This window comes from Bacillus sp. FSL M7-0791, assembly GCF_038627085.1.
GTDB classification, from domain to species: Bacteria; Bacillota; Bacilli; order Bacillales; family Bacillaceae; genus Bacillus; species Bacillus safensis.
Window position 1 is genome coordinate 2,644,163 of the sequence record NZ_CP152022.1, and the last position, 20,042, is coordinate 2,664,204.

Consider the following 20,042-nt stretch of genomic DNA (forward strand, 5'->3'; position numbering starts at 1 on the left):
TTTTGTTTGAAATAAGTTGAGTTAGGGGATATTAAGCGAAGTCCTCTGCTTAAACGTGTAGAACAACAGGAGAGTGAGATGGTGTGAAAAACGTATCAAGTGTATTTTGGATTGTGATTGCGATCACATTTGTTGCCGTGATGTGGGGAGCGTTTTCTCCAGACACATTGCAAAATGTCACAGATCAAATTCAAACATACATTACAAATGACTTTGGCTGGTATTACTTGTTAGTGGTATCACTGCTTGTCGGCTTTTGTCTATTCTTTATCTTTAGCCCAATCGGTAAGATTACGCTAGGAAAACCGGGGGAAGAGCCTGAATTTGGTTTATTTTCTTGGTTTGCTATGCTATTTAGTGCCGGTATGGGAATTGGTCTTGTTTTTTACGGAGCAGCTGAACCGATCAGCCACTATGCTATTCAGTCACCAACAGGGGAGACTGAAACTGCGCAGGCCTTCCGCGATTCCCTTCGCTATACATTTTTCCACTGGGGGCTTCATGCATGGGCTATTTATGCCATTGTTGCACTTTGCATTGCTTACTTTAAATTTAGAAAAGATGCACCTGGTTTAATCAGTGCAACACTGCAGCCCGTTTTAGGAAATAAAATTCACGGATGGATCGGTAAAACCATCGATTGTATTGCGGTATTTGCAACTGTGGTTGGTGTTGCAACAAGCCTAGGATTAGGTGCGGCACAAATAAATGGTGGATTGAATTATCTTTTTCATATTCCAATTGCCTTTAGCACACAATTGATCATTATTATCATTGTGACGGTGCTTTTCCTTGCATCTGCTTTAAGCGGGATTGGAAAAGGCATTAAATACTTAAGTAATATCAATATGGTATTAGCAGCTGTTCTGATGTTTTTCTTACTTTTGGTAGGTCCAACTGTTTTTATCTTAAATTCATTTACTGACTCGATTGGACAATACTTATCCAATATCGTTCAAATGAGCTTCCGTCTATCTCCAAATGATCCTGAAAAGAGAGAATGGATTAATGGATGGACGATCTTTTATTGGGCATGGTGGATCTCTTGGGCTCCATTTGTCGGGATCTTTATCGCTAGAGTGTCACGCGGGCGAACAATTCGCGAATTTTTATTGGGTGTCTTAGTCGCTCCTTCCATCCTAGTCTTCCTATGGTTCTCGATTTTCGGTGTATCTGCAATGGACTTACAGCAAAAGAATATTGTCGATGTTGCAGGTCTTTCAACTGAAACGATGCTCTTCGGTGTACTGAATGAATATCCGCTGGCGATGATTACATCGATACTGGCACTCATTTTAATCGCCGTATTCTTTATTACATCGGCTGATTCAGCTACATTTGTGCTTGGAATGCAGACAACCTACGGATCATTGAACCCTTCTGGCAGTGTCAAAGTCAGCTGGGGCATTATCCAATCGGCTGTTGCTGCTGTGCTTTTATTTTCAGGGGGACTTGAAGCCCTGCAAAATACAGCCAAGCTCGCAGCCTTGCCTTTCTCCGTTGTCATTATATTGATGATTGTCTCGCTGTATAAATCACTAAATGATGAACGAAGAATCATCAAACAAACCAATCAAGTCAATAAACCAAGAAGTCCAAGAGTAAAAAAAGCATAATCGCAAGCGAGAAAAAGCCGTTCCTTATCCGAACGGCTTTTTTCTATATATACAATTTAAGATTGTCGCGAGCTTGAGGCTTCCTTTAAAATAGTGATGAATCATCACTCTCTACATAATGGAGGTTTATATGACGTTACCTACGTTCAAGTACAACCCAGATCCAGTTTCGTTAAACGTGATCAAAAAAGAGCATACGACATGTCCTGTTTGTGAGAAAGAAAGAGATTATGTGTACCATGGCCCTTTTTATACTGTTGAAGATGTAGAGGGAATTTGTCCTTGGTGCATTAAAGATGGATCAGCGGCGAAAAAATACAATGGAACCTTTCAAGACGATGCGAGCTGTGATGACGTCGATCAAGAGGAATATATCGATGAGCTGATCTTCAGAACGCCAGGCTATCGCGGATGGCAGCAGGAATATTGGTTAAGTCATTGCTGAGATTTTTGCGCAATCGTCCAGTATGTCGGCTGGAAAGAGATTGAACATCTAGAGGAAGAACTCGCCGAGGATATCGAAGACATTTGCAGCGGCGAAGGATTAACGAAAGAGAACCTAAAGCAATGGCTCGTCAACGGAGGAGACTTACAAGGCTACCTTTTTCAATGTGTTCACTGCAACAAGCACCGGTTATATATTGACGCCAGCTAACCAAAGAAATAGGACCCTTCAAGCAGGTCCTTTTTTGATGCCGTCTATTTTTTATATAAAATGAGTGCAGAAAAACAGTAGAGCTGTTCCCCTCCCTGCTCACAGATCACCGCTACATTGTACTTGATGTCAATGATTTGGTCGTCATCCATTCCTTTTAAAAAATGATTAATTTCGCTCTGCAAATCTTTCTCATGCTCTTCATCAAATACAGCTACCTTTAGCACCTATGCCACTCTCCCTTCTCTCGCTACTCTATCTTTATGCACATAGAGAGAGGCATATGAACAAAAAAACCTTTCATCGTTAAGATGAAAGGCCTTCTAATTACAGCTTCGGTTTTGTTTCTCCTGTCCAAGCAAGCATCCCGCCAACGACATTTGTTGCTTGGTAGCCTTGATCTTCTAGGTAATAGCAGACATTTTCACTACGTTTACCAGAGCGGCAAATAATATAATATTCCTGCGTTTGATCGAATGCATCCAGCTTCTCAGGGATATCGCCCATTCGAATGTGAATAGCTTCCGGGATCATCCCTTCTGCTACCTCTTCATCCTCACGTACATCGACAAGCTGAATGGCATCTTCCTGCTCCAGCTTTTGTTTTAATTCTTCTATTGAAATTTCTTTCACTGACACGACTCTCATCTCTCCTTTTCATTACGGTGACACCATTATAGCAAATGATTCACTTCACTGCGTATTCACCCGCTTCGATTGAAGGAAAGACGGCAGCCGCTTTTTCACTTCTGCTGTCTCGTGCTTAATTTCAAACTCTACCTTTTTAAAGACTTGATAGGCCAGCCACATATGACCGTAGGCGAGTATGCTCACACTAAAAAACGGCACGATTCCCGGTAAATAAGCAAACAGAACAAACAGCACAGCCGAGAAAACAAGCATAGAGAGTGTATATTGCAAGTATGAGATACCAAGCAGAAGAGAGAATTTCAGATAGAGACGTTTTTTCCAATCGTAATGAGCAAGCAGCGGAAAAATATAAAATAAGCTCACAATAAACAGAAAACCGAAAATATATATAGCAAAGCGAAGCACATGTAAAAGCCAGCTCGTCGGATAAATATAAGCAAGGTCGACATAAATAATCGTTCCAATGATGAATAGCACCACTCCAATGATGTTAGAGCGTACAAACTCCTCCCTGAATACCTTCCAAAAAGTGCGGAATACATTGACTTGCTCATGACCTTGAATCCACTTTCTCATCACGGAAAATAACGCAGTGGTCGCGGGCATCAAGCCAAAAACGCCAAGCCCTAGAATGGTGAACAAAAGCCATAACAAATTCGTATAGGCGAGTCTCATCACCCACTCACACATCCTCAGCATTCTGCTCATTGAACCATCATGATCCATCTCTTTCCCCTCCTCTCTTTCTCTTTACACCGTCTCTTTATGAAACAATTCATCGATTTCAATTGGGCGATTTTCTGTAACAGAGCGCCACATGCCTTCCCCAAGAGCAATCGAATAAGCACCAGCCTCTGCTCCTGCTAAGATGTCATAGTCAATCAAGGGATCTTTTCCTATAAATAAATCAGCCAATAGCAGAGGATCTCCGCCGCCATGTCCGCCTGGCTGCTTCACGACTTCAATCGTCTCCTTTGATCCAAACATCGGGTAATAAGAAATTGTTTGTTGTGGGAATTGAAAAGGAATTCTTGATGGCACATGAAACTCATTTGTTTCAATACGCCCCTTCGTCCCATTAATAGCCAGACGGTAGCCTTCATATGGGGCTGAGAATTGAATCGAGTAGCTGAGCAGAGCCCCTTGATCATAAGCGACTGACGCCACATATGTATCCTCAATATCAATTTCCTGATCAAAAATGCACGCATCCGGGCGATAGTTTGAGTACTGCTGCGTTTGCTCCTGACCGGATTCAATATGGTCGTCCTCCACCTTCGAGCGCTCAACCCGCGGATTCCACCTTGCTTCATAGTGACATATATCTTTCACATGACATGTTCCGCAAAATCTATTTTCCTCCCCCTGCAAGGGATTCCAAGGGCTTTTGCTGCCGTAATAGTTCAGCGCCCCGTAGGCAAATACTTGCTTCGGCTTTTGATCAATCCACCAGTTGACCAGATCAAAATGATGTGTCGACTTATGAATGGACAGTCCGCCAGAAAATTGACGTGTACGGTTCCACCTTTTGAAATAACTAGCACCATGATACGTATCAATAAGCCAGCTCAGTTCAACAGAAGTGACCCTTCCAATTTTCCCGTCTAGAATCAGTTCTTTTACCTTTCGATGGAAAGGATTGTAGCGATAATTAAAGGTGACCGTGACCTTCCCTTTACTTTCCGCCTCTTTTTCCATCACTTTTTTGGCGTCTTTTGCTGTTGTCACCATCGGCTTTTCAGTGATGACATCTAGATCATGGTCAAGTGCCTGCATGATATATGTGACATGTGTGTCATCCCTGCCTGCCACAATGACGATATCTGGTTTTGTTTCTTTGACCATCTGATCAAATGCATCTTCATGAAAAAACGAAACGCCCCGGAGTGACGGAAAACGCTCCTGACAAAGTATATACCGCTGATGATCTATATCTAGGAGCCCTGTAATCCGATAATGCTCATTGAAATCCTCTATGAGCGGTTGAATAAACATATTGAACGCACGATGGCTCAGCCCGCAAATCACGACCCGTTTCACATTCCCCACCCCATTTTCTATTGGTTTTCACGAAGCTGTTTCATGAGAGACAGCGCCTCTTCCGTCTTATCAGCATACACGGGAATGAAAGCGACCATATCTCGATGTAATTGAAAGGTATAGCCGTTGAGTTTTTTCTTTCCTTTATTGATTTGAACTGCATAATCGACCGTTTTCCCTGTCTTTTTGTCCTCGACCGTATATGGTCCTGCTGCTTGATCGCCTATTTCCATCTCTTCCAGCAGCTGAAAGCTGTCAGGATCATCATACGTTCTAAACATTTCTTCCGGAACAAGCATCACGTCCCCCTCTTTTGAGGTAATTTCAACAAGAAGCTTTTCAGGAATCGCCGGAAAGATGTGGACGCTATAAGTCTCTTGTTTCGGCTGAAAAGCCTTCTCCACTAATTGATCCTTCATTCCCTTTGACATATCAGAAAAAATCAGGACATCGATCCCGTTTGTTTTCCCCTGACAGGCAGATAAACAAATGGCAGCGATGAAACTGATGAGCCATACGGCGGCTCTTTTTTGCCTCCTCATGCCTTTTGAAAAACAGACAGCTTTTCTAGCTCAGTTAACGCCATAATAAAAGCGCCTGCCCCGTGCAAGTCATTTGTGCTCCGCTCTCTTCCAACGTAGTAATCATAAAATCCCGCAGATGTTCCAATACAAATATCATTGATGGTAAAATCACCATTTTCTTTCTCAGCCGTCTTATGCTGAATCAAGCCTTGATATGCTTTGACCACATGATCAACATAACGGAGGCTCACATACCCTTCATTCATGGCCTTTGCCATGGCGTACATGAATAAACACGACCCCGAGCTTTCAAGCCAATTGTCACTGTGATTTCCTTTATCAATGATTTGATGCCAGAGACCTGTCTTTTGATCCTGGTACTTTGCCACACTTTCCAGCATGTCTGTCAGCGTTTCCTTCCACACCTTCCGCCTTTCATGATGCTCGGGCAGGTCCTCGATCATATCTGCTAATGCAAGGACATACCAGCCAAACGATCTTGCCCAAAACTCTGGGGAACAGCCGGTCTTTTGATCAGCCCATGGCATCGTTTTTCGTTCATCCCACGCATGATAATACAAACCTGTTTGTTCATCTTTCGTATGCTTTCTCATGAGATGCTCTTGATGAATGACCATATCCACTAGTGACTCTTCACCTTTAAGCTGAGCATACTTTAAGGCAAAAGGACCGCCCATGTAGAGACCATCGAGCCACATTTGATAAGCATAATTGTCTTTATGCCAAAATCCGCCCTCAGACGTGCGGTTTAGCGTACGATAAAGTCCGCGCAGCTTCTCCGCCGCCAGCACATACCGTTTCTCTCTCGTTCGTTCGTAAAGAGGGAATAAAATGAGTCCTGCTTGAATGGCATCAAGCTCATCCCTGCGAAATAATAAATTTCCGTACTCATCAATGAGAGAGTCCGCATAGTTTTTCACATAATCGAAATACGCCTCGTTCCCTGTTGCCTCATATAGCTTCATGACACCGCAAAGGAAAACCCCTTGATGATAATGCCATCTTCCAGCTGGCGGGAGCTCAATTGGTGTATACGCTTTCATAATGGTTTGTGCTAATTTCTCTGCATGCTCAAGTGGTGATCCCTTTTCAATTGATAATGTCATTCTTCCTCATCTCCCTTTTTAATAAATACCTTCTTCCCCGAATTTCTTCGCTAAACGGTTTGCCAGCATGACCAAAATAAGTCCAACGGCTGCTTTAAATAAACCAACAGCGGTACTATAGCTGAATTGTCCTTGCTTAAGACCTGCTGTATAAACGTACGTATCAAAAATCTCTGCTACTTCCCGGTTCGTTGCGTTCAGTAATAGATAGACATGCTCAAAGCCAAGCTCAAGCGTATCACCGATTTTTAAAATAAGCAGAACCACAATGACACTTTTAATGGCAGGAAGTGTGATGTGCCACATTTGTCTCAGTCTCCCGGCCCCATCCATTTTTGCTGCTTCATATAGCTGCGGATCTACCGCTGTAATCGCCGCAAGGTAAATGATTGTTGACCATCCTGCTTCCCGCCAGATTACCTGTAAAATGTACATCGGTCTAAACCATTCCTGACTAAGAAGGAAGTTAATCTTTTCTCCTCCAAAGAAAGCAATCAATTCATTCATTAACCCGCCATCTACTGTTAACAAAACAAAAGATAAGGACACGACAATTACCCATGACATGAAGTGAGGGATATAAATCATCGTCTGTACAAATTTCTTAAACAATGCCAATCTCACTTCATTTAAAAGAAGGGCTAATAAGATCGGAATTGGAAAGAAAATCACGACATTCATGGCAAATAAAATCAGCGTATTTTTTAATAAGATGAAAAATGTTGGTTCTGTAAATAATCGAATAAAGTGTTTGAAGCCAACCCACTCACTGCCAAGAATGCCGAGAAACGGCTGGTAATCTTGAAAGGCAATGATGAGCCCCCACATTGGCACATATTTAAAAACAATAAAATAAATGAGCCCCGGCAAAATCATTAAATACAAAAACTTTTGACTAAGCAATTGATTAAGTAAGCGCTTTCTTTTTTCGCTTTTCAAAGCTGCCGCAGGCACACCCTTGGCAGTGACATCCTCTGTTTTCATTGATAAAGCCTCCCCTCATGCTAATGCATGTGTTAACTGTATCTTAAGGGTGAAAAATCCGTCTACAATCATATCAACAGATCATATTTTCATAGGTGATGCTACTCAAAACGTTACATAAAACATAAGAAAATGATCCTAATCTCAGAAAATGATTATTGACAAACCTACCAGATTTTTGGATTAATAAATTAAGGGGAAAAGATTGTTTTGTTTGAAATGGGGGGTTTTATGAAAAGAAGGCAGTACAAATTTTATTACAAGCTAGTGACGTTTTTTTTCATACTTAGTACGATTCCTGTTATCATTGTCGGCATTTTTTCTTATCAGCATTCGCAAAAAACAGCACTTGAAAATATCTCAAATGAAAAGCTCGACAGCGTTAAACAAACGCAATCCAATATTGAGCATATTTTAAAAACTGTTGATCATTCTCTCACTCACTATGTCAGTTCGCCGCCTCTCCTTCAAACACTGGCAGAACCTTTAAATCCAGACCAATTCCAGCTTTATAATCAAGTACAGCAGGAACTGAACTACCTGCAAACCTTTGACACCGATCTTTCCAATATTACACTCGTCAGTAAAATGGAAGACTGGTACATGAACAATTCGGGACTTTATCATGTCACAAGCGAAGACCAAGAAAAAGCGCTGACCTCTTACCTCAATATACCAAGTCACTCCAGCTGGGCACTTGAAGAGAATAATCCACTTGTTGCGACAAAAGAAGGAAAAGCATCCTTTTGTAAGTACAATGTGAATTTAATCAAACAACTGCCTATGAACAGCGTTCAAAAAAAGGGAATCGCTGTCGCCAGCATTCCAAGCTGCGTCATTGCTGATAACATGCCTGACTTCTCTCAATCGGATAGTATGTTTGTCATCGATACAAACGGAAAAGTGCTGCTACATAATCGCAAAGAACAAATTGGTGAATCGCTGAAACATCAAGATATCGTCAAACATGTGCTCTCACTTGAAAAACGATCAGGCCAATTTGATATGAAGATCGACGAACTCAACTATCAAATCACATTTCAAAAATCAGATTATAATGAATGGACGTACCTATCCTTTGTTTCTATTCCAGAACTTAAGCAGCAAACGAAATCAATCGGGTGGATTACCTTTATTATCTGCACTATTTTGTTAGCGCTTTCATTGCTATTTTCATGGTTCGGTTCTAGACACTTTTATAAACCAATCCGCTTGTTATACGAGTCATTTGCACGCAATGAATCATTTTTGCAAAAACAGCCTTTTCAAAATGAATTTGAGTTGATTGAATCGAGTATTAAACAAATGAAAGATCAAAACAATGATTTAGAGGAACGGATTGAGCAGCAAGTGACACACTTACAGCAATACTTTATGGTACGGCTGCTGCTTGGAAAGCTGACAGATGAAGAAGTTAACAACCGGTTCCAAAGCTTAGGCTTTCCTCAGGGCTGGTCTCATTTGTCCATGCTTGTGACCCAAATCGATACATTAAAAGGAACACCTTATGAAAAAAAAGATGCTGACTTGCTTTTATTTGCGATCAATGGACTAATCGAGCAGATTATTCCGCAAGAGGAGCACCTTCAGCCAACCGTTGTCAATCAGCATCAAACGACGATTATCCTCAACCACTCAAAGTCAGATGAAGAGTTTACTGAATATTTAAACCAATTAGCAGAAAGCATTCAGCAGCGTATCGAGGAAGAGCTTGGTTTATCGATCAGCATCGGAATCAGCCGCCAGTTTAAGGAGCTCACGATGGCAAAACACGCTTATATTGAAGGAAAGGAAGCCTTAAAATACAGACTTAAAGCAGAGAAAAAGTCCATTATCTTATATGAGCATATTCAGCAAGGAAAGACGTTCAAAACCCATTTTCCAAAGCAGCTGCAGCATGATTTATTTGATGCGATGAAAGCTGGCGATCAAGGCAAAGCGGATCACTATTTACATGTACTCCTGCAATCCATTTTCTCTAAAAATGCAGGACCGCACGAATACCATATCGCCCTCGCTCGTTTTTTAAACAATTTAATCGAGCTGATGCATTTGCTAGGCATTGAATTATTTGAGGTCGAAGATAACAAAATGCTCTATGATACGATTTTTGAATTTAAAACCTTTGAAGATACAGAAGCATGGCTGAAACATGAAATCATCCGGCCAATTATTGACCAGCTTGCTGCACGTGAAGACTCACAATACAAAAACATCTCAGAAAAAATCATTCATATTATTCATCAAGAATTCGACTCAGATCTCACATTGGATGAAATCGCCACACGCCTGCATTACAATCCAAATTATTTAAGCAGTATTTTCAGAAAGGAAATGGATATCTCCTTTAGTGAATATCTCTCTTCCTACAGACACCATGTCGCTAAAAACTGGCTAGTAGAAACCGATATGTCTGTCAAAGAAATTTCGGAAAAACTGAAATATAAAAACCCGCAAAATTTCATCCGGTCCTTTAAAAAGCTGGAAGGTACAACTCCTGGGAAATACCGCGACCAGAAAAAAGGCTCGTAAGACAAAGAGTCCCGCTCTCACAAGAAAGCGGGACTCTTTTATTTAAACTGTTCATTTAAGATGCTGTCTTCCAGCACGGAAAGCGGCTCTCCATACACACGTTCAATATGAGCTGCCCCCCAATCGCATAGCGCATTGAGAATTCTTTCGAGCGACTGTCCGTATTCACTTAATTCATATCCCACTTTAGGCGGCACTTGTTCATAGACAATCCGATTAATGACCCCGTCACTTTCAAGCTCTCTCAGCTGCTGCGTCAGCATTTTTTGTGTGATGTTTGGCATGAGCCGCTTCAATTCGCTCGTCCGTTTTTTCCCGTGTGTCAAATGACATAAAATCACACACTTCCACTTCCCGCCTATGACCTCAAGCGTTGCTTCCACAGAGATATTATATTTTTTCTTTTCCATCGAATGTTCACTCCTCTTTGTACGAACAGGCACTTTTTAGTACCTATATTACAAAAAAGTACGTACTTTTTTTTTCGTCATCTATGTTAGATAATAACTCTTGCCGATCGGCTTCGTCTATCAAAATGTCATCACAGAAGGATGTGAACTTACTTATGAAGAAAAAGCAAAACCATTTTGCTCTTCTCGCACTAGCGATTAGTGCTTTTGCTATAGGAACAACTGAGTTCATTAGTGTCGGTCTTTTGCCAATGATCTCAGAGGACTTTGGAGTGAGCGTCAGTCAGGCGGGCTGGACTGTCTCTTTATATGCACTTGGTGTGACATTTGGCGCGCCTATATTGACTTCTCTTACTTCCACGATGAAAAGAAAGACATTGCTTTTGCTCATTATGCTCGTCTTTTTGATTGGTAATACACTTGCCACCATTGCCCCGACTTTTTCAGTGCTGTTAATCGGCCGGGTGATTTCAGCTTTATCCCATGGAATCTTCATGTCCATCGGTTCTACGATTGCTGCAAGCCTTGTCGTGAAAGAAAAACGGGCAAGCGCGATTGCCTTTATGTTCACTGGTTTAACAGTAGCGACTGTGACAGGTGTGCCATTCGGGACATTTCTTGGTCACGAGTTCGGCTGGCGGACATCATTTGGTGTGATTGTGATCATTGGTCTGATCGCACTGATATCCAACTATTTTCTTGTGCCGTCTCAATTAAAGCAGGGTGTGAAAACATCTTTTAAAGATCAAGCTGTCCTATTAAAAACAAAAAGAATTTTGCTTTTATTTGTCATTACAGCCACAGGGTATGGAGGAACCTTTGTCGTCTTCACGTATTTATCTCCTCTCTTGCAGCATGTGACAGGGCTTGCGCCTGGGGCTGTGGCCTTGATCCTGCTTTTATACGGAATCACGATCGCAGCCGGAAATGTCATTGGCGGAAAAGCTGCTAATGAACAGCCAATGAAAGCACTGATCTATATGTTTATTATCCAAAGCATCATCTTGTTTATCCTTAGCTTCACTGCAGGATTCACAGTGTTAGGCATTGGAACCGTCATGCTGATGGGGCTGTTTGCTTTCATGAATGTGCCTGGGCTGCAAGTAGCCGTCGTTGATTTTGCAGAAAGATACACACCTGGAGCGGTCGACGTCGCATCTGCTATGAATATCGCTGCCTTTAATGCCGGTATTGCCATTGGATCATTTTTAGGAGGCATCGTGACAGATACACTTGGTCTTGTGCATACAGGATGGGTCGGCGGCATCATGGTCCTCATCGCAGCCATTCTTACGATGATCAGCTATCAAATGGAACAAAAAGAACAAATACAAACCATTTAAAGGAGTTTTTATGATGGAACATTTACAAAGTACAAAAACATTAAACAATGGGGTCCTCATGCCAGGCTTTGGCCTTGGTGTATTCAAGGTGGAAGATGGAGCTGAATTAGTTGATGCTGTCAAAACAGCCATCCAATTAGGCTATCGCAGTATTGATACAGCGGCTATTTACGGAAATGAAGAAGGTGTTGGACGAGGCATACAGCTTGGTTTAGCAGAAACAGGACTGCGCCGTGAGGACATCTTTGTCACCTCAAAAGTGTGGAATGCCGATTTAGGTTATGAATCTACTCTAAATGCATACGAAGAAAGCTTAAAAAAGCTTCAGCTTGACTACCTTGATCTGTATTTAATCCATTGGCCGGTTGAAGGAAAATACAAAGAAGCTTGGCGTGCACTAGAAACCTTGTATCGTGAAGGAAAGGTCAGAGCCATCGGAGTGAGCAACTTCCAGCCGCATCACCTAGACGAGCTATTAAAAGATGCAGACATCAAACCAGCGATCAACCAAGTAGAATTTCATCCAAAGCTAACGCAGGAAACACTCTCTACGTATTTGAACTCTCATGGCATTCAAATGGAAGCTTGGTCACCGCTGATGCAGGGTGAGCTGCTGCATCACCCGCTGATCACAGAGCTCGCAGACACATACGGTAAAACACCTGCTCAAATTATTTTGCGCTGGGATATACAAAAAGGTGTCATCACCATCCCAAAATCAACGAAAGCACATCGTTTAAAGGAAAACGCTGATATATTTGATTTTGTCTTATCTGATGAAGATATGAAACGTCTTTCTGACTTAAATGAAAACAAACGTATCGGTCCAGATCCAGATAACTTCGACTTTTAATGAAAACACCCCCGCTTTTTTACTTTGCGGGGGTGTTCTTTTTGATCATTTTGATTTTTTAAAGGAAGCTTCATATTCTTCTATGATTTTATTCCCACCATTTGATTTCCACTTCTCTACATCTTTCTGAAATTGATCTTCACTGATGTCACCAAGAATGAACTTATACGTCGCATCATCGATGATTTTCTTCAATTCGTTTCCACGCTCTGATGCTGTTTCTGAATAAAGGCTTTCAGCAGGATTGGCAACGATGATGTTTTGATTGTCTTCTTCTAGCTCTTCATATTTAGAACGAACTGCATCCCCTTTATTTTTCAAGTAACGTTTATCAATTCCTACAAGACTGACAAGCGGCTGTACATCTGTCTGCCAGCCTTTCACTTGGCTTTCTTCCCTGACAAATGTATTTCCTTCTTCTTTCTTATAATGCTTGCCATCTATACCGTACGTCATGAGACCATATACATCTTCTTCGGCAATACGGTCAAAGAAGGCCAAAATCCGCTTTAATTCCGCCTCTGATTTCACGCTTGTTTTAGGGAATGCGAAGATGCCATTATGCCCCCCTGATGCCCACACACGTTCTTTGCCATCTGGGCCTTTGATTCGGTTGATAATATCTACTTTCATGTTTTTATCTGTCGCATCATCTCTCAGGTTCACGGCATCTACCATATTTCCAACATAGATACCTGCTTTTCCTTGTGAGAATAATTCCTGCTGCTGTGTTTTGCTTGTCACTGGGAAGTCTTTGTTGATATAGCCATTGTCGCGCAGCTTTTTCATGTATTTCATTGTATTCATGTACTCATCTGTCATAAAGTCCGGCGTGAATTTCCCGTTTTCTTCTTTCCAGTCTGTCGGCATTCCTTCATATGAACCAAGTGTTTTAAATGCGCCATAAATTAAATCGTTCCGATCCGTAAAGCCAATTGTATCGGCTTTTCCGTTTTGATTCGGGTCTTTTTCAGTAAAGGCTTTGGCTACTTCATACAGATCATCCAATGTTTTTGGTGTATCCAAATTTAAATTTTCAAGCCAATCCTTTCGAATGACAATCCCTTGTCTTGAAAGTGGTCTTTCTCTATAGATGCCATAAAGCTTGCCGTCTATAGAAGCGTTTTTATTAATCAGTTCGTTCATCTTACTTAAATTTGGATAATCCTTTAAATACGGACCGACTTCCCAAAACATGCCTGATCTGAACGCATTAATCGCAGACGAATTTTTAATGTCTTGAATCGTCACAATTTGCGGCAAATTCCCTGCTGCAAGTGCGGAGTTTAAACGATCTTCCTTCACTGCATCAGGCACCCATGTAATATCAAGCTCTGTATTTGTGAGCTTCTCTATCTCTTTTAAAACTGAATCCTTCGGTGGCTGCTGATGATACAAAATCGCCATCCATGTCAGCTTTACCTTTTTGTCTAAATCAACCTTCTCATCTGATGAGTTTGCCCCTTTACTTGAACATGCTGACAGAAGACCGCTTGCTGCAAATAACAGGACAAACGCAATCAGCCATAATTTCTTTCTCCCCATAAGATCCCTCCGTTGTTCCATCTTTTTAACCCTTTACAGAACCTAGTAATGCCCCTTTGTTGAAATGCTTTTGAATAAATGGATAGACAAGCAGAACCGGAATGGTTGCCACAACAATGACAGCCATTTTAATCGTCTGGTCTGGCGGTGGTGTGGATGAGCCCATATCCGACATATCTCCCTGCATTCCGCTTGAGACAATGACAATCTGTCTCAGCAGTACTTGAATCGGCCACTTCACTGAATCATTTAAATACAGAATGGCAGTCATATACGTATTCCAATACGTCACGGCATAAAAAAGTGAAATAGTAGCAATGGCTGGCAAAGAAAGTGGGAGCACAATTTTAAAGAAAATCCCTAAATCGTTACAGCCGTCCATCTTCGCTGATTCCTCAAGGCTCGCCGGTATGTTTTGAAAGAAGTTTTTCAAAATGATTAAGTTGAACGCATTGATTGCAACCGGGAGAATAAGTGACCAATAGGTATCAAGCAGACCAAGTGTTTTCACCACAATAAACGTCGGAATCATACCTCCGCTAAACAGCATCGTGAAAACAACGAGAAACATCAGTGTTCTCCGGCCTTTTAGCTCCTGACGAGACAGCCCGTATGCCATAAGCGAGGACAAAAACATGCTGACAGCTGTTCCAACGAGCGTCACAAGAATGGACACAATGAGGCTGCGATACACAATATCTGTAGAAAAAATATATCGATATGCCTCTAGAGAAAACGTCGTCGGGAACAAAATAAACTTCTTCGTGATGACCTCTTCTACTGTTGCAAAAGAGGCGGCAATGACATGGATGAACGGAAGCACACATATTAATGCGAACATGAGTAGAAAAGAGTAATTAAATAAATTGAACAATCGGCCTTTAATAGAACGATCTATGTTCATCACGCCCTTTCTTTGAAAGCGTTATCATTTCATCTGAAAATAAGCTGCAGCCTGTGACGATATCGTGATTAAAATGTAACAAACGGGGGAAGAAAGCGTCTATAATCATTTTGACAGACCAACTGGATAGATCATATCAGCCGTGCTTTTATGCTCATGAAACAAAAGAATAAGATCATTAGCTCATGACATGATTATGCCTTATGCTCGATCATTTTCTTCGAGGATTTCCGTCGTATTGACATCTGGTTCATAGCCTAACTCCAGTTTCGTTTTCTCAGTAGACCACGGCTTTTCTTCATTCTCTGATACAGCATAATAGGTCCCAAAGGGAATATCTGATTCAACCGCTGCCTTTATCATACCTGTAAGATCCTCATGTGACAGCAGAGTTCTTTTTGTTCTTTGCTTTTTGTGCAATGCCTTCATCTCATCTGTTACAACTGTTCCAATTCTTAAATTGATGACAGACATTCCCGATTGATCGTGGAACAAACGTCCCAGCTGTTCGGAAGCAAACTTTAATATGCCATAGACATTTTTAGTCGCAGGCACATCGTCAGTTGTAATCTGCCGTCCAAGTAAGGAGCGTCCATCCTCTTCATAACGATCCGTCACATGGTTGCTGCTTGCAAAAATGACTTTTCGTATGCCATGCCGCGCAGCTGAACGAAACATATAATAGGTACTCCTCCAAAAAATATCAGTCATTTTTGCAAATTCTTCATGATCCATCACATCATGCGTCATGTCCATGTTTAGAAGATGCAAGATGACATCTGTATCCCGCGGAATTGCCTCATATACATTCTGTTCATTCGCTGCATCGGCTAAAATGACTCCTTCTACACAGCTTGTTAGATCAATAATCGTGACGCTGTACTCAGCAGAGAGCGCTTTTGTTAAAAGACGTCCAATCACACCGCATCCGCCAATGATGGTGATTTTTTTCATCTGTCTCCTCCTTTCTTTTGACGTAGTATGTCCAAGCGTTTCTTGATTACAGCCACTTTTTCAAAAATCGTGTCGCCTCGTGACGCATAGCGGCTGTTTCAAAATGACCTGCATGAAGACGGGTAAGCTGATAACGTTCTTTCAATGAAGCAGCTTCATAGGTTTGACTCAATACCTTTTGAATCCTTCCAACGCCTTCAGCAGGCGTAAGCTGATCAAGTTTTCCAACTAAGCTTAAATGCGGTCTTGGAAAAATCATTTCTTGAATGTCCGCTGCTGTAAAATGCTTCGCCAAGCCCGGTACATAGTAATAAAAGCCATGTCTGTCCAAATTGTTCGTTTCAATTAATGTATGATGGTCCACCTGTGCACAAAGATCAATACACACACTGACCCTCTCATCAAGTGCAGCCGTCCACCAGGAAAGAAGACCGCCCATTGACATCCCAAAGACAGCTAACCTGTCCGCCAGCACATCAGATCGAGACAGCAAATAATCAATCGCACACATACTTTCATACAGCATCATGCCCCACATCACTTTTCCTGTTAAAAGCATTTCCTTAAAAATTTCACTTTCTGTTCTTCCTCTTCTCTCACCAAACCCTGCATGATCAATGGCCAGTACACTATATCCTTTAGACGTAAACTCTTTTGCATATGAAGGCGTTTGCAAATAATGAGCACCTTTTAACAGCTCTTCCTTCCCATTCACGTAATTCCCGCCATGTGAATGCTGGAACAGCACAACGGGTCTTTTTTTCACCGTATCCTTCGGTTTCACGAAATAAGCAGGGACTTCCTCTACACCATTCATGGAGAGAATGAGAGTTTCCACTACATATGATGATTCACGTTCTTCCATTTTTAACGTATAAGCCTCCACGCGATGACGTTCTGGCATTTCTCCTAACAGACTGAGCAGTTGTTCACGTTTGCTTTCCTTTTCCATTGACGTCACTCCTCATTTTCTTGATCACCTGTTAAAATACGAGACCGATGCGGGAATCACCTTGTTTTCGACAAAATTATGTCCCGGGAAATAAAGAACACCCACCGGTTCATACCGATGGGTGTCATCATTAGTTCGCAACAATATTGACAAGCTTCCCAGGAACTGCAATCACTTTACGAATGGTTTTCCCTTCAAGCTGTTCTTTTACACGTGCATCATTTTTCGCAAGCTCTTCTAACTGCTCCCTTGTTGCATCAGCAGGAACGGTTAATTTTGCTTTTACTTTACCGTTAAGCTGTACAACAATTTCTACTTCATCGTCGACAAGCTTTGACTCATCATATTGAGGCCATGCTTCATAAGAAATAGATCCTTCATGACCAAGTTTATTCCAAAGCTCTTCTGCTAAATGCGGTGCAATTGGAGAAAGAAGCTTTACAAAGCCTTCTGCATATTCTTTCGGCAGTGTATCCGCCTTATAGGCATCGTTGATAAACACCATTAATTGTGAAATTCCTGTATTGAAACGCAAGCCTTCATAATGATCCGTTACCTTCATAACTGTTTCATGATAGCTGCGTTCTAATGCGCCGCCAGATTGCTCTGTCACTTTATCACTGAGTGAACCATCTTCATTTGTAAAGAGACGCCATACACGATCAAGGAAACGACGAGCGCCATCAAGTCCTGTTTCAGACCAAGCAATTGATGCATCTAAAGGTCCCATGAACATTTCATAAAGTCGTAATGTATCCGCACCATGAGATTCTACGATATCATCTGGGTTGACCACATTTCCTTTTGACTTACTCATTTTTTCATTGTTTTCCCCAAGAATCATACCTTGGTTGAACAATTTCATGAAAGGTTCTTTTGTTGGAACAACACCGATATCATACAAGAACTTATGCCAGAAGCGTGCATATAGAAGATGCAGTACAGCGTGTTCTGCTCCGCCGATATACACATCAACTGGAAGCCATTTCTTCAGCTTTTCAGGAGAGGCAAGCTCTTCTGTGTTATGAGGATCAATATAACGTAAGAAATACCAGCAGCTGCCTGCCCATTGCGGCATTGTATTCGTTTCGCGGCGGCCTTTTTTACCTGTAACAGGATCTACAACCTCAACCCAGTCTTTAATATTGGCTAATGGTGATTCACCTGTACCACTTGGCTTAATCTCTGTCGTCTTAGGCAAGATCAGTGGAAGCTCTTCTTCTGAAACAGCTGAAGATGTTCCGTCCTCCCAATGAATGATTGGAATCGGCTCACCCCAGTAGCGCTGACGGCTGAACAGCCAGTCTCTTAAACGATATGTGACTTTCTTTTCACCTTTTTGATGTTCTTCAAGCCATGCAATCGCTTTTTCAATCGCTTCTTCTTTTCCTAACCCATTTAGGAAATCAGAGTTAATGTGCTTTCCATCACCTGTGTAGGCTTCTTTTTCAATGTCTCCGCCTTCTACAACTTCTTTAATTGGAAGATCAAAGGTTTTGGCGAATTCATAGTCACGTTCATCATGGGCAGGAACCGCCATAATGGCTCCAGTTCCATAAGTCGCCAGCACGTAATCGGCAATCCAGATCGGCATCTTTTCACCATTTAAAGGATTGATGGCATACGCTCCCGTGAAAATACCTGTTTTCGTTTTAGCAAGATCTGTCCGCTCTAAGTCACTCTTTGATTGAATCTCTTTGATATACGCTTTAACAGCTTCTTTTTGAGCATCTGATGTAATTTTTTCAACAAGTGCATGCTCTGGTGCAAGCACTGCATATGTTGCGCCAAATAGTGTATCAGGACGCGTTGTGAAAACCGTAAACTGTTCGTCATGTCCTTCTACTTCAAAATGAACGTGCGCTCCTTCAGAGCGTCCGATCCAGTTACGCTGCATATCTTTGATGCTTTCAGGCCAATCAATGTCCTCTAAATCTTCTAACAGCCTGTCCGCATATGCTGTAATCTTTAGCATCCACTGCTTCATAGGACGTCTTTCAACAGGATGGCCTCCGCGTTCACTTTTTCCATCAATGACTTCTTCATTTGCAAGCACTGTGCCAAGCGCTGGGCACCAGTTCACTGGTACTTCATCGATATAGGCCAATCCTTTTTCGTACAATTTTAAGAAAATCCATTGTGTCCATTTGTAGTAATTCGGATCTGTCGTGTTGATTTCTCGATCCCAATCATACGAGAACCCTAGTGATTGAATTTGGCGGCGGAAGTTATTGATGTTCTCTTCTGTAAAGGCCGCCGGGTCATTTCCTGTATCAAGTGCATACTGTTCTGCCGGGAGACCAAATGCGTCCCATCCCATTGGATGAAGAACATCATATCCCTGCATACGTTTCATGCGTGATAAAATATCCGTTGCTGTATAGCCCTCAGGGTGCCCGACATGAAGCCCTGCTCCTGATGGATATGGAAACATATCAAGTGCATAAAACTTCGGTTTATCTTCCGAGTCAGATGTGGCGAATGTTTTATGTGTCAGCCAATAATCCTGCCACTTCTTTTCAATTTCCCGATGCTGAAAACTCAATGTGAAAACCTCCTTTAATATGTACGGCTTTATCTGCTTAGATGACCACTGCAAGAATTCAGATTTTTCTAAAATCAACAAAAAACCCTCATCCCTGGAAAGGGACGAGAGATTTTTTGGTTCCCGCGGTACCACCCTTGTTAGCGTAACATGCTGTTCGTACGCTCACTTAATATCTTTAACGCAGACATGCGACAGAAGCTTTAACGCAACTGCAACTCTGAGGCGAGTTCAGAAGCAGATTTGATTGACTTTCACCAGCCGTCAATTCTCTAAAGACAAATACTGCTTTCCTACTACTCCTCTTCACTGTTCTTATCGTAACCGTCATCTAAGTAGTATTTTATAGAATTATGATCATAAGTGCAAGCAGGTTTGTATACAATGGGAATGTACCCTAGACTAGG

The 20,042-nt window shown here is 41.8% G+C and carries 17 protein-coding genes, 1 pseudogene and 1 other annotated feature; of the genes and pseudogenes, 5 read left to right on the forward strand and 13 right to left on the reverse strand.

The genetic code is table 11. From position 1 onward, the window contains the following. Nucleotides 1-83 precede the first annotated feature (83 nt). Together MHI08_RS13550 and MHI08_RS13555 are read left to right on the forward strand one after the other, a co-directional pair. On the forward strand, nt 84-1,616 hold the full coding sequence (locus MHI08_RS13550; RefSeq protein WP_024426196.1) for a BCCT family transporter: 1,533 nt from the start codon (nt 84-86) through the stop codon (nt 1,614-1,616). 130 nt (nt 1,617-1,746) lie between these two features. Continuing rightward, a pseudogene (locus tag MHI08_RS13555) lies at nt 1,747-2,271 on the forward strand (CbrC family protein). Between the two features lie 44 nt (nt 2,272-2,315). Here the strand turns inward: MHI08_RS13555 and MHI08_RS13560 are convergent. From MHI08_RS13560 to MHI08_RS13590, 7 genes are all read right to left on the reverse strand, one after another. Further along, nucleotides 2,316-2,498: a sporulation protein Cse60 gene (locus MHI08_RS13560; RefSeq protein WP_024424881.1), complete on the reverse strand. Its 183-nt coding sequence runs from the start codon at nt 2,496-2,498 to the stop codon at nt 2,316-2,318. Between the two features lie 100 nt (nt 2,499-2,598). Next, nucleotides 2,599-2,910, reverse strand: a complete 312-nt coding sequence (locus tag MHI08_RS13565; protein WP_024424882.1) for a rhodanese-like domain-containing protein — start codon at nt 2,908-2,910, stop codon at nt 2,599-2,601. A 54-nt stretch (nt 2,911-2,964) separates the two neighbouring features. Further along, nucleotides 2,965-3,648: a YesL family protein gene (locus MHI08_RS13570; protein ID WP_034624278.1), complete on the reverse strand. Its 684-nt coding sequence runs from the start codon at nt 3,646-3,648 to the stop codon at nt 2,965-2,967. A gap of 24 nt (nt 3,649-3,672) precedes the next feature. Continuing rightward, nucleotides 3,673-4,962: a Gfo/Idh/MocA family oxidoreductase gene (locus MHI08_RS13575; RefSeq protein ID WP_342499697.1), complete on the reverse strand. Its 1,290-nt coding sequence runs from the start codon at nt 4,960-4,962 to the stop codon at nt 3,673-3,675. 17 nt (nt 4,963-4,979) lie between these two features. Further along, nucleotides 4,980-5,504: a lipoprotein YteS gene (locus tag MHI08_RS13580; RefSeq protein WP_335372027.1), complete on the reverse strand. Its 525-nt coding sequence runs from the start codon at nt 5,502-5,504 to the stop codon at nt 4,980-4,982. Further along, entirely contained in the window at nt 5,501-6,613 is a 1,113-nt protein-coding gene (locus tag MHI08_RS13585; protein WP_268421437.1) for a glycoside hydrolase family 105 protein, read from the reverse strand. The genes MHI08_RS13580 and MHI08_RS13585 overlap by 4 nt, the downstream gene beginning before the upstream one ends. An 18-nt stretch (nt 6,614-6,631) precedes the next feature. Continuing rightward, nucleotides 6,632-7,597, reverse strand: a complete 966-nt coding sequence (locus MHI08_RS13590; protein ID WP_024424886.1) for a sugar ABC transporter permease — start codon at nt 7,595-7,597, stop codon at nt 6,632-6,634. 231 nt (nt 7,598-7,828) lie between these two features. Between MHI08_RS13590 and MHI08_RS13595 the strand changes: the two genes are divergently transcribed. Then, complete coding sequence (locus MHI08_RS13595; protein WP_034624283.1) at nt 7,829-10,129, forward strand: helix-turn-helix domain-containing protein; 2,301 nt, start codon at nt 7,829-7,831, stop codon at nt 10,127-10,129. Between the two features lie 38 nt (nt 10,130-10,167). Here the strand turns inward: MHI08_RS13595 and MHI08_RS13600 are convergent, their stop codons facing one another. After that, nucleotides 10,168-10,539: a helix-turn-helix domain-containing protein gene (locus MHI08_RS13600; RefSeq protein ID WP_342499698.1), complete on the reverse strand. Its 372-nt coding sequence runs from the start codon at nt 10,537-10,539 to the stop codon at nt 10,168-10,170. 155 nt (nt 10,540-10,694) lie between these two features. Here MHI08_RS13600 and MHI08_RS13605 point away from each other — a divergent pair, with 155 nt between their 5' ends. Beyond that, nucleotides 10,695-11,882: an MFS transporter gene (locus tag MHI08_RS13605; RefSeq protein ID WP_342499699.1), complete on the forward strand. Its 1,188-nt coding sequence runs from the start codon at nt 10,695-10,697 to the stop codon at nt 11,880-11,882. Nucleotides 11,883-11,892: 10 nt separating this feature from the next. Beyond that, on the forward strand, nt 11,893-12,735 hold the full coding sequence (locus tag MHI08_RS13610) for an aldo/keto reductase (RefSeq protein ID WP_176365000.1): 843 nt from the start codon (nt 11,893-11,895) through the stop codon (nt 12,733-12,735). 45 nt (nt 12,736-12,780) lie between these two features. Here the strand turns inward: MHI08_RS13610 and MHI08_RS13615 are convergent, their stop codons facing one another. The 5 genes from MHI08_RS13615 to leuS form a co-directional block, all read right to left on the reverse strand. Next, the gene (locus MHI08_RS13615) at nt 12,781-14,280 is read right to left on the reverse strand and encodes an extracellular solute-binding protein (RefSeq protein ID WP_024426205.1); all 1,500 of its coding nucleotides are present in this window, start codon (nt 14,278-14,280) and stop codon (nt 12,781-12,783) included. 25 nt (nt 14,281-14,305) lie between these two features. Beyond that, a complete protein-coding gene (locus MHI08_RS13620) occupies nt 14,306-15,166 on the reverse strand; it encodes a carbohydrate ABC transporter permease (protein ID WP_087976618.1) in 861 nt (286 codons plus the stop codon). A 219-nt stretch (nt 15,167-15,385) separates the two neighbouring features. After that, nucleotides 15,386-16,138 (reverse strand): NAD(P)-dependent oxidoreductase, encoded by a 753-nt coding sequence (locus tag MHI08_RS13625; protein ID WP_025092391.1) that lies wholly within the window; start codon nt 16,136-16,138, stop codon nt 15,386-15,388. A 46-nt stretch (nt 16,139-16,184) separates the two neighbouring features. Next, on the reverse strand, nt 16,185-17,090 hold the full coding sequence (locus tag MHI08_RS13630) for a dienelactone hydrolase family protein (RefSeq protein WP_342499700.1): 906 nt from the start codon (nt 17,088-17,090) through the stop codon (nt 16,185-16,187). A 130-nt stretch (nt 17,091-17,220) separates the two neighbouring features. Further along, entirely contained in the window at nt 17,221-19,635 is a 2,415-nt protein-coding gene (gene leuS, locus MHI08_RS13635; protein WP_024424893.1) for a leucine--tRNA ligase, read from the reverse strand. 97 nt (nt 19,636-19,732) lie between these two features. Continuing rightward, nucleotides 19,733-19,954, reverse strand: a binding site (T-box leader). Nucleotides 19,955-20,042 lie beyond the last annotated feature (88 nt).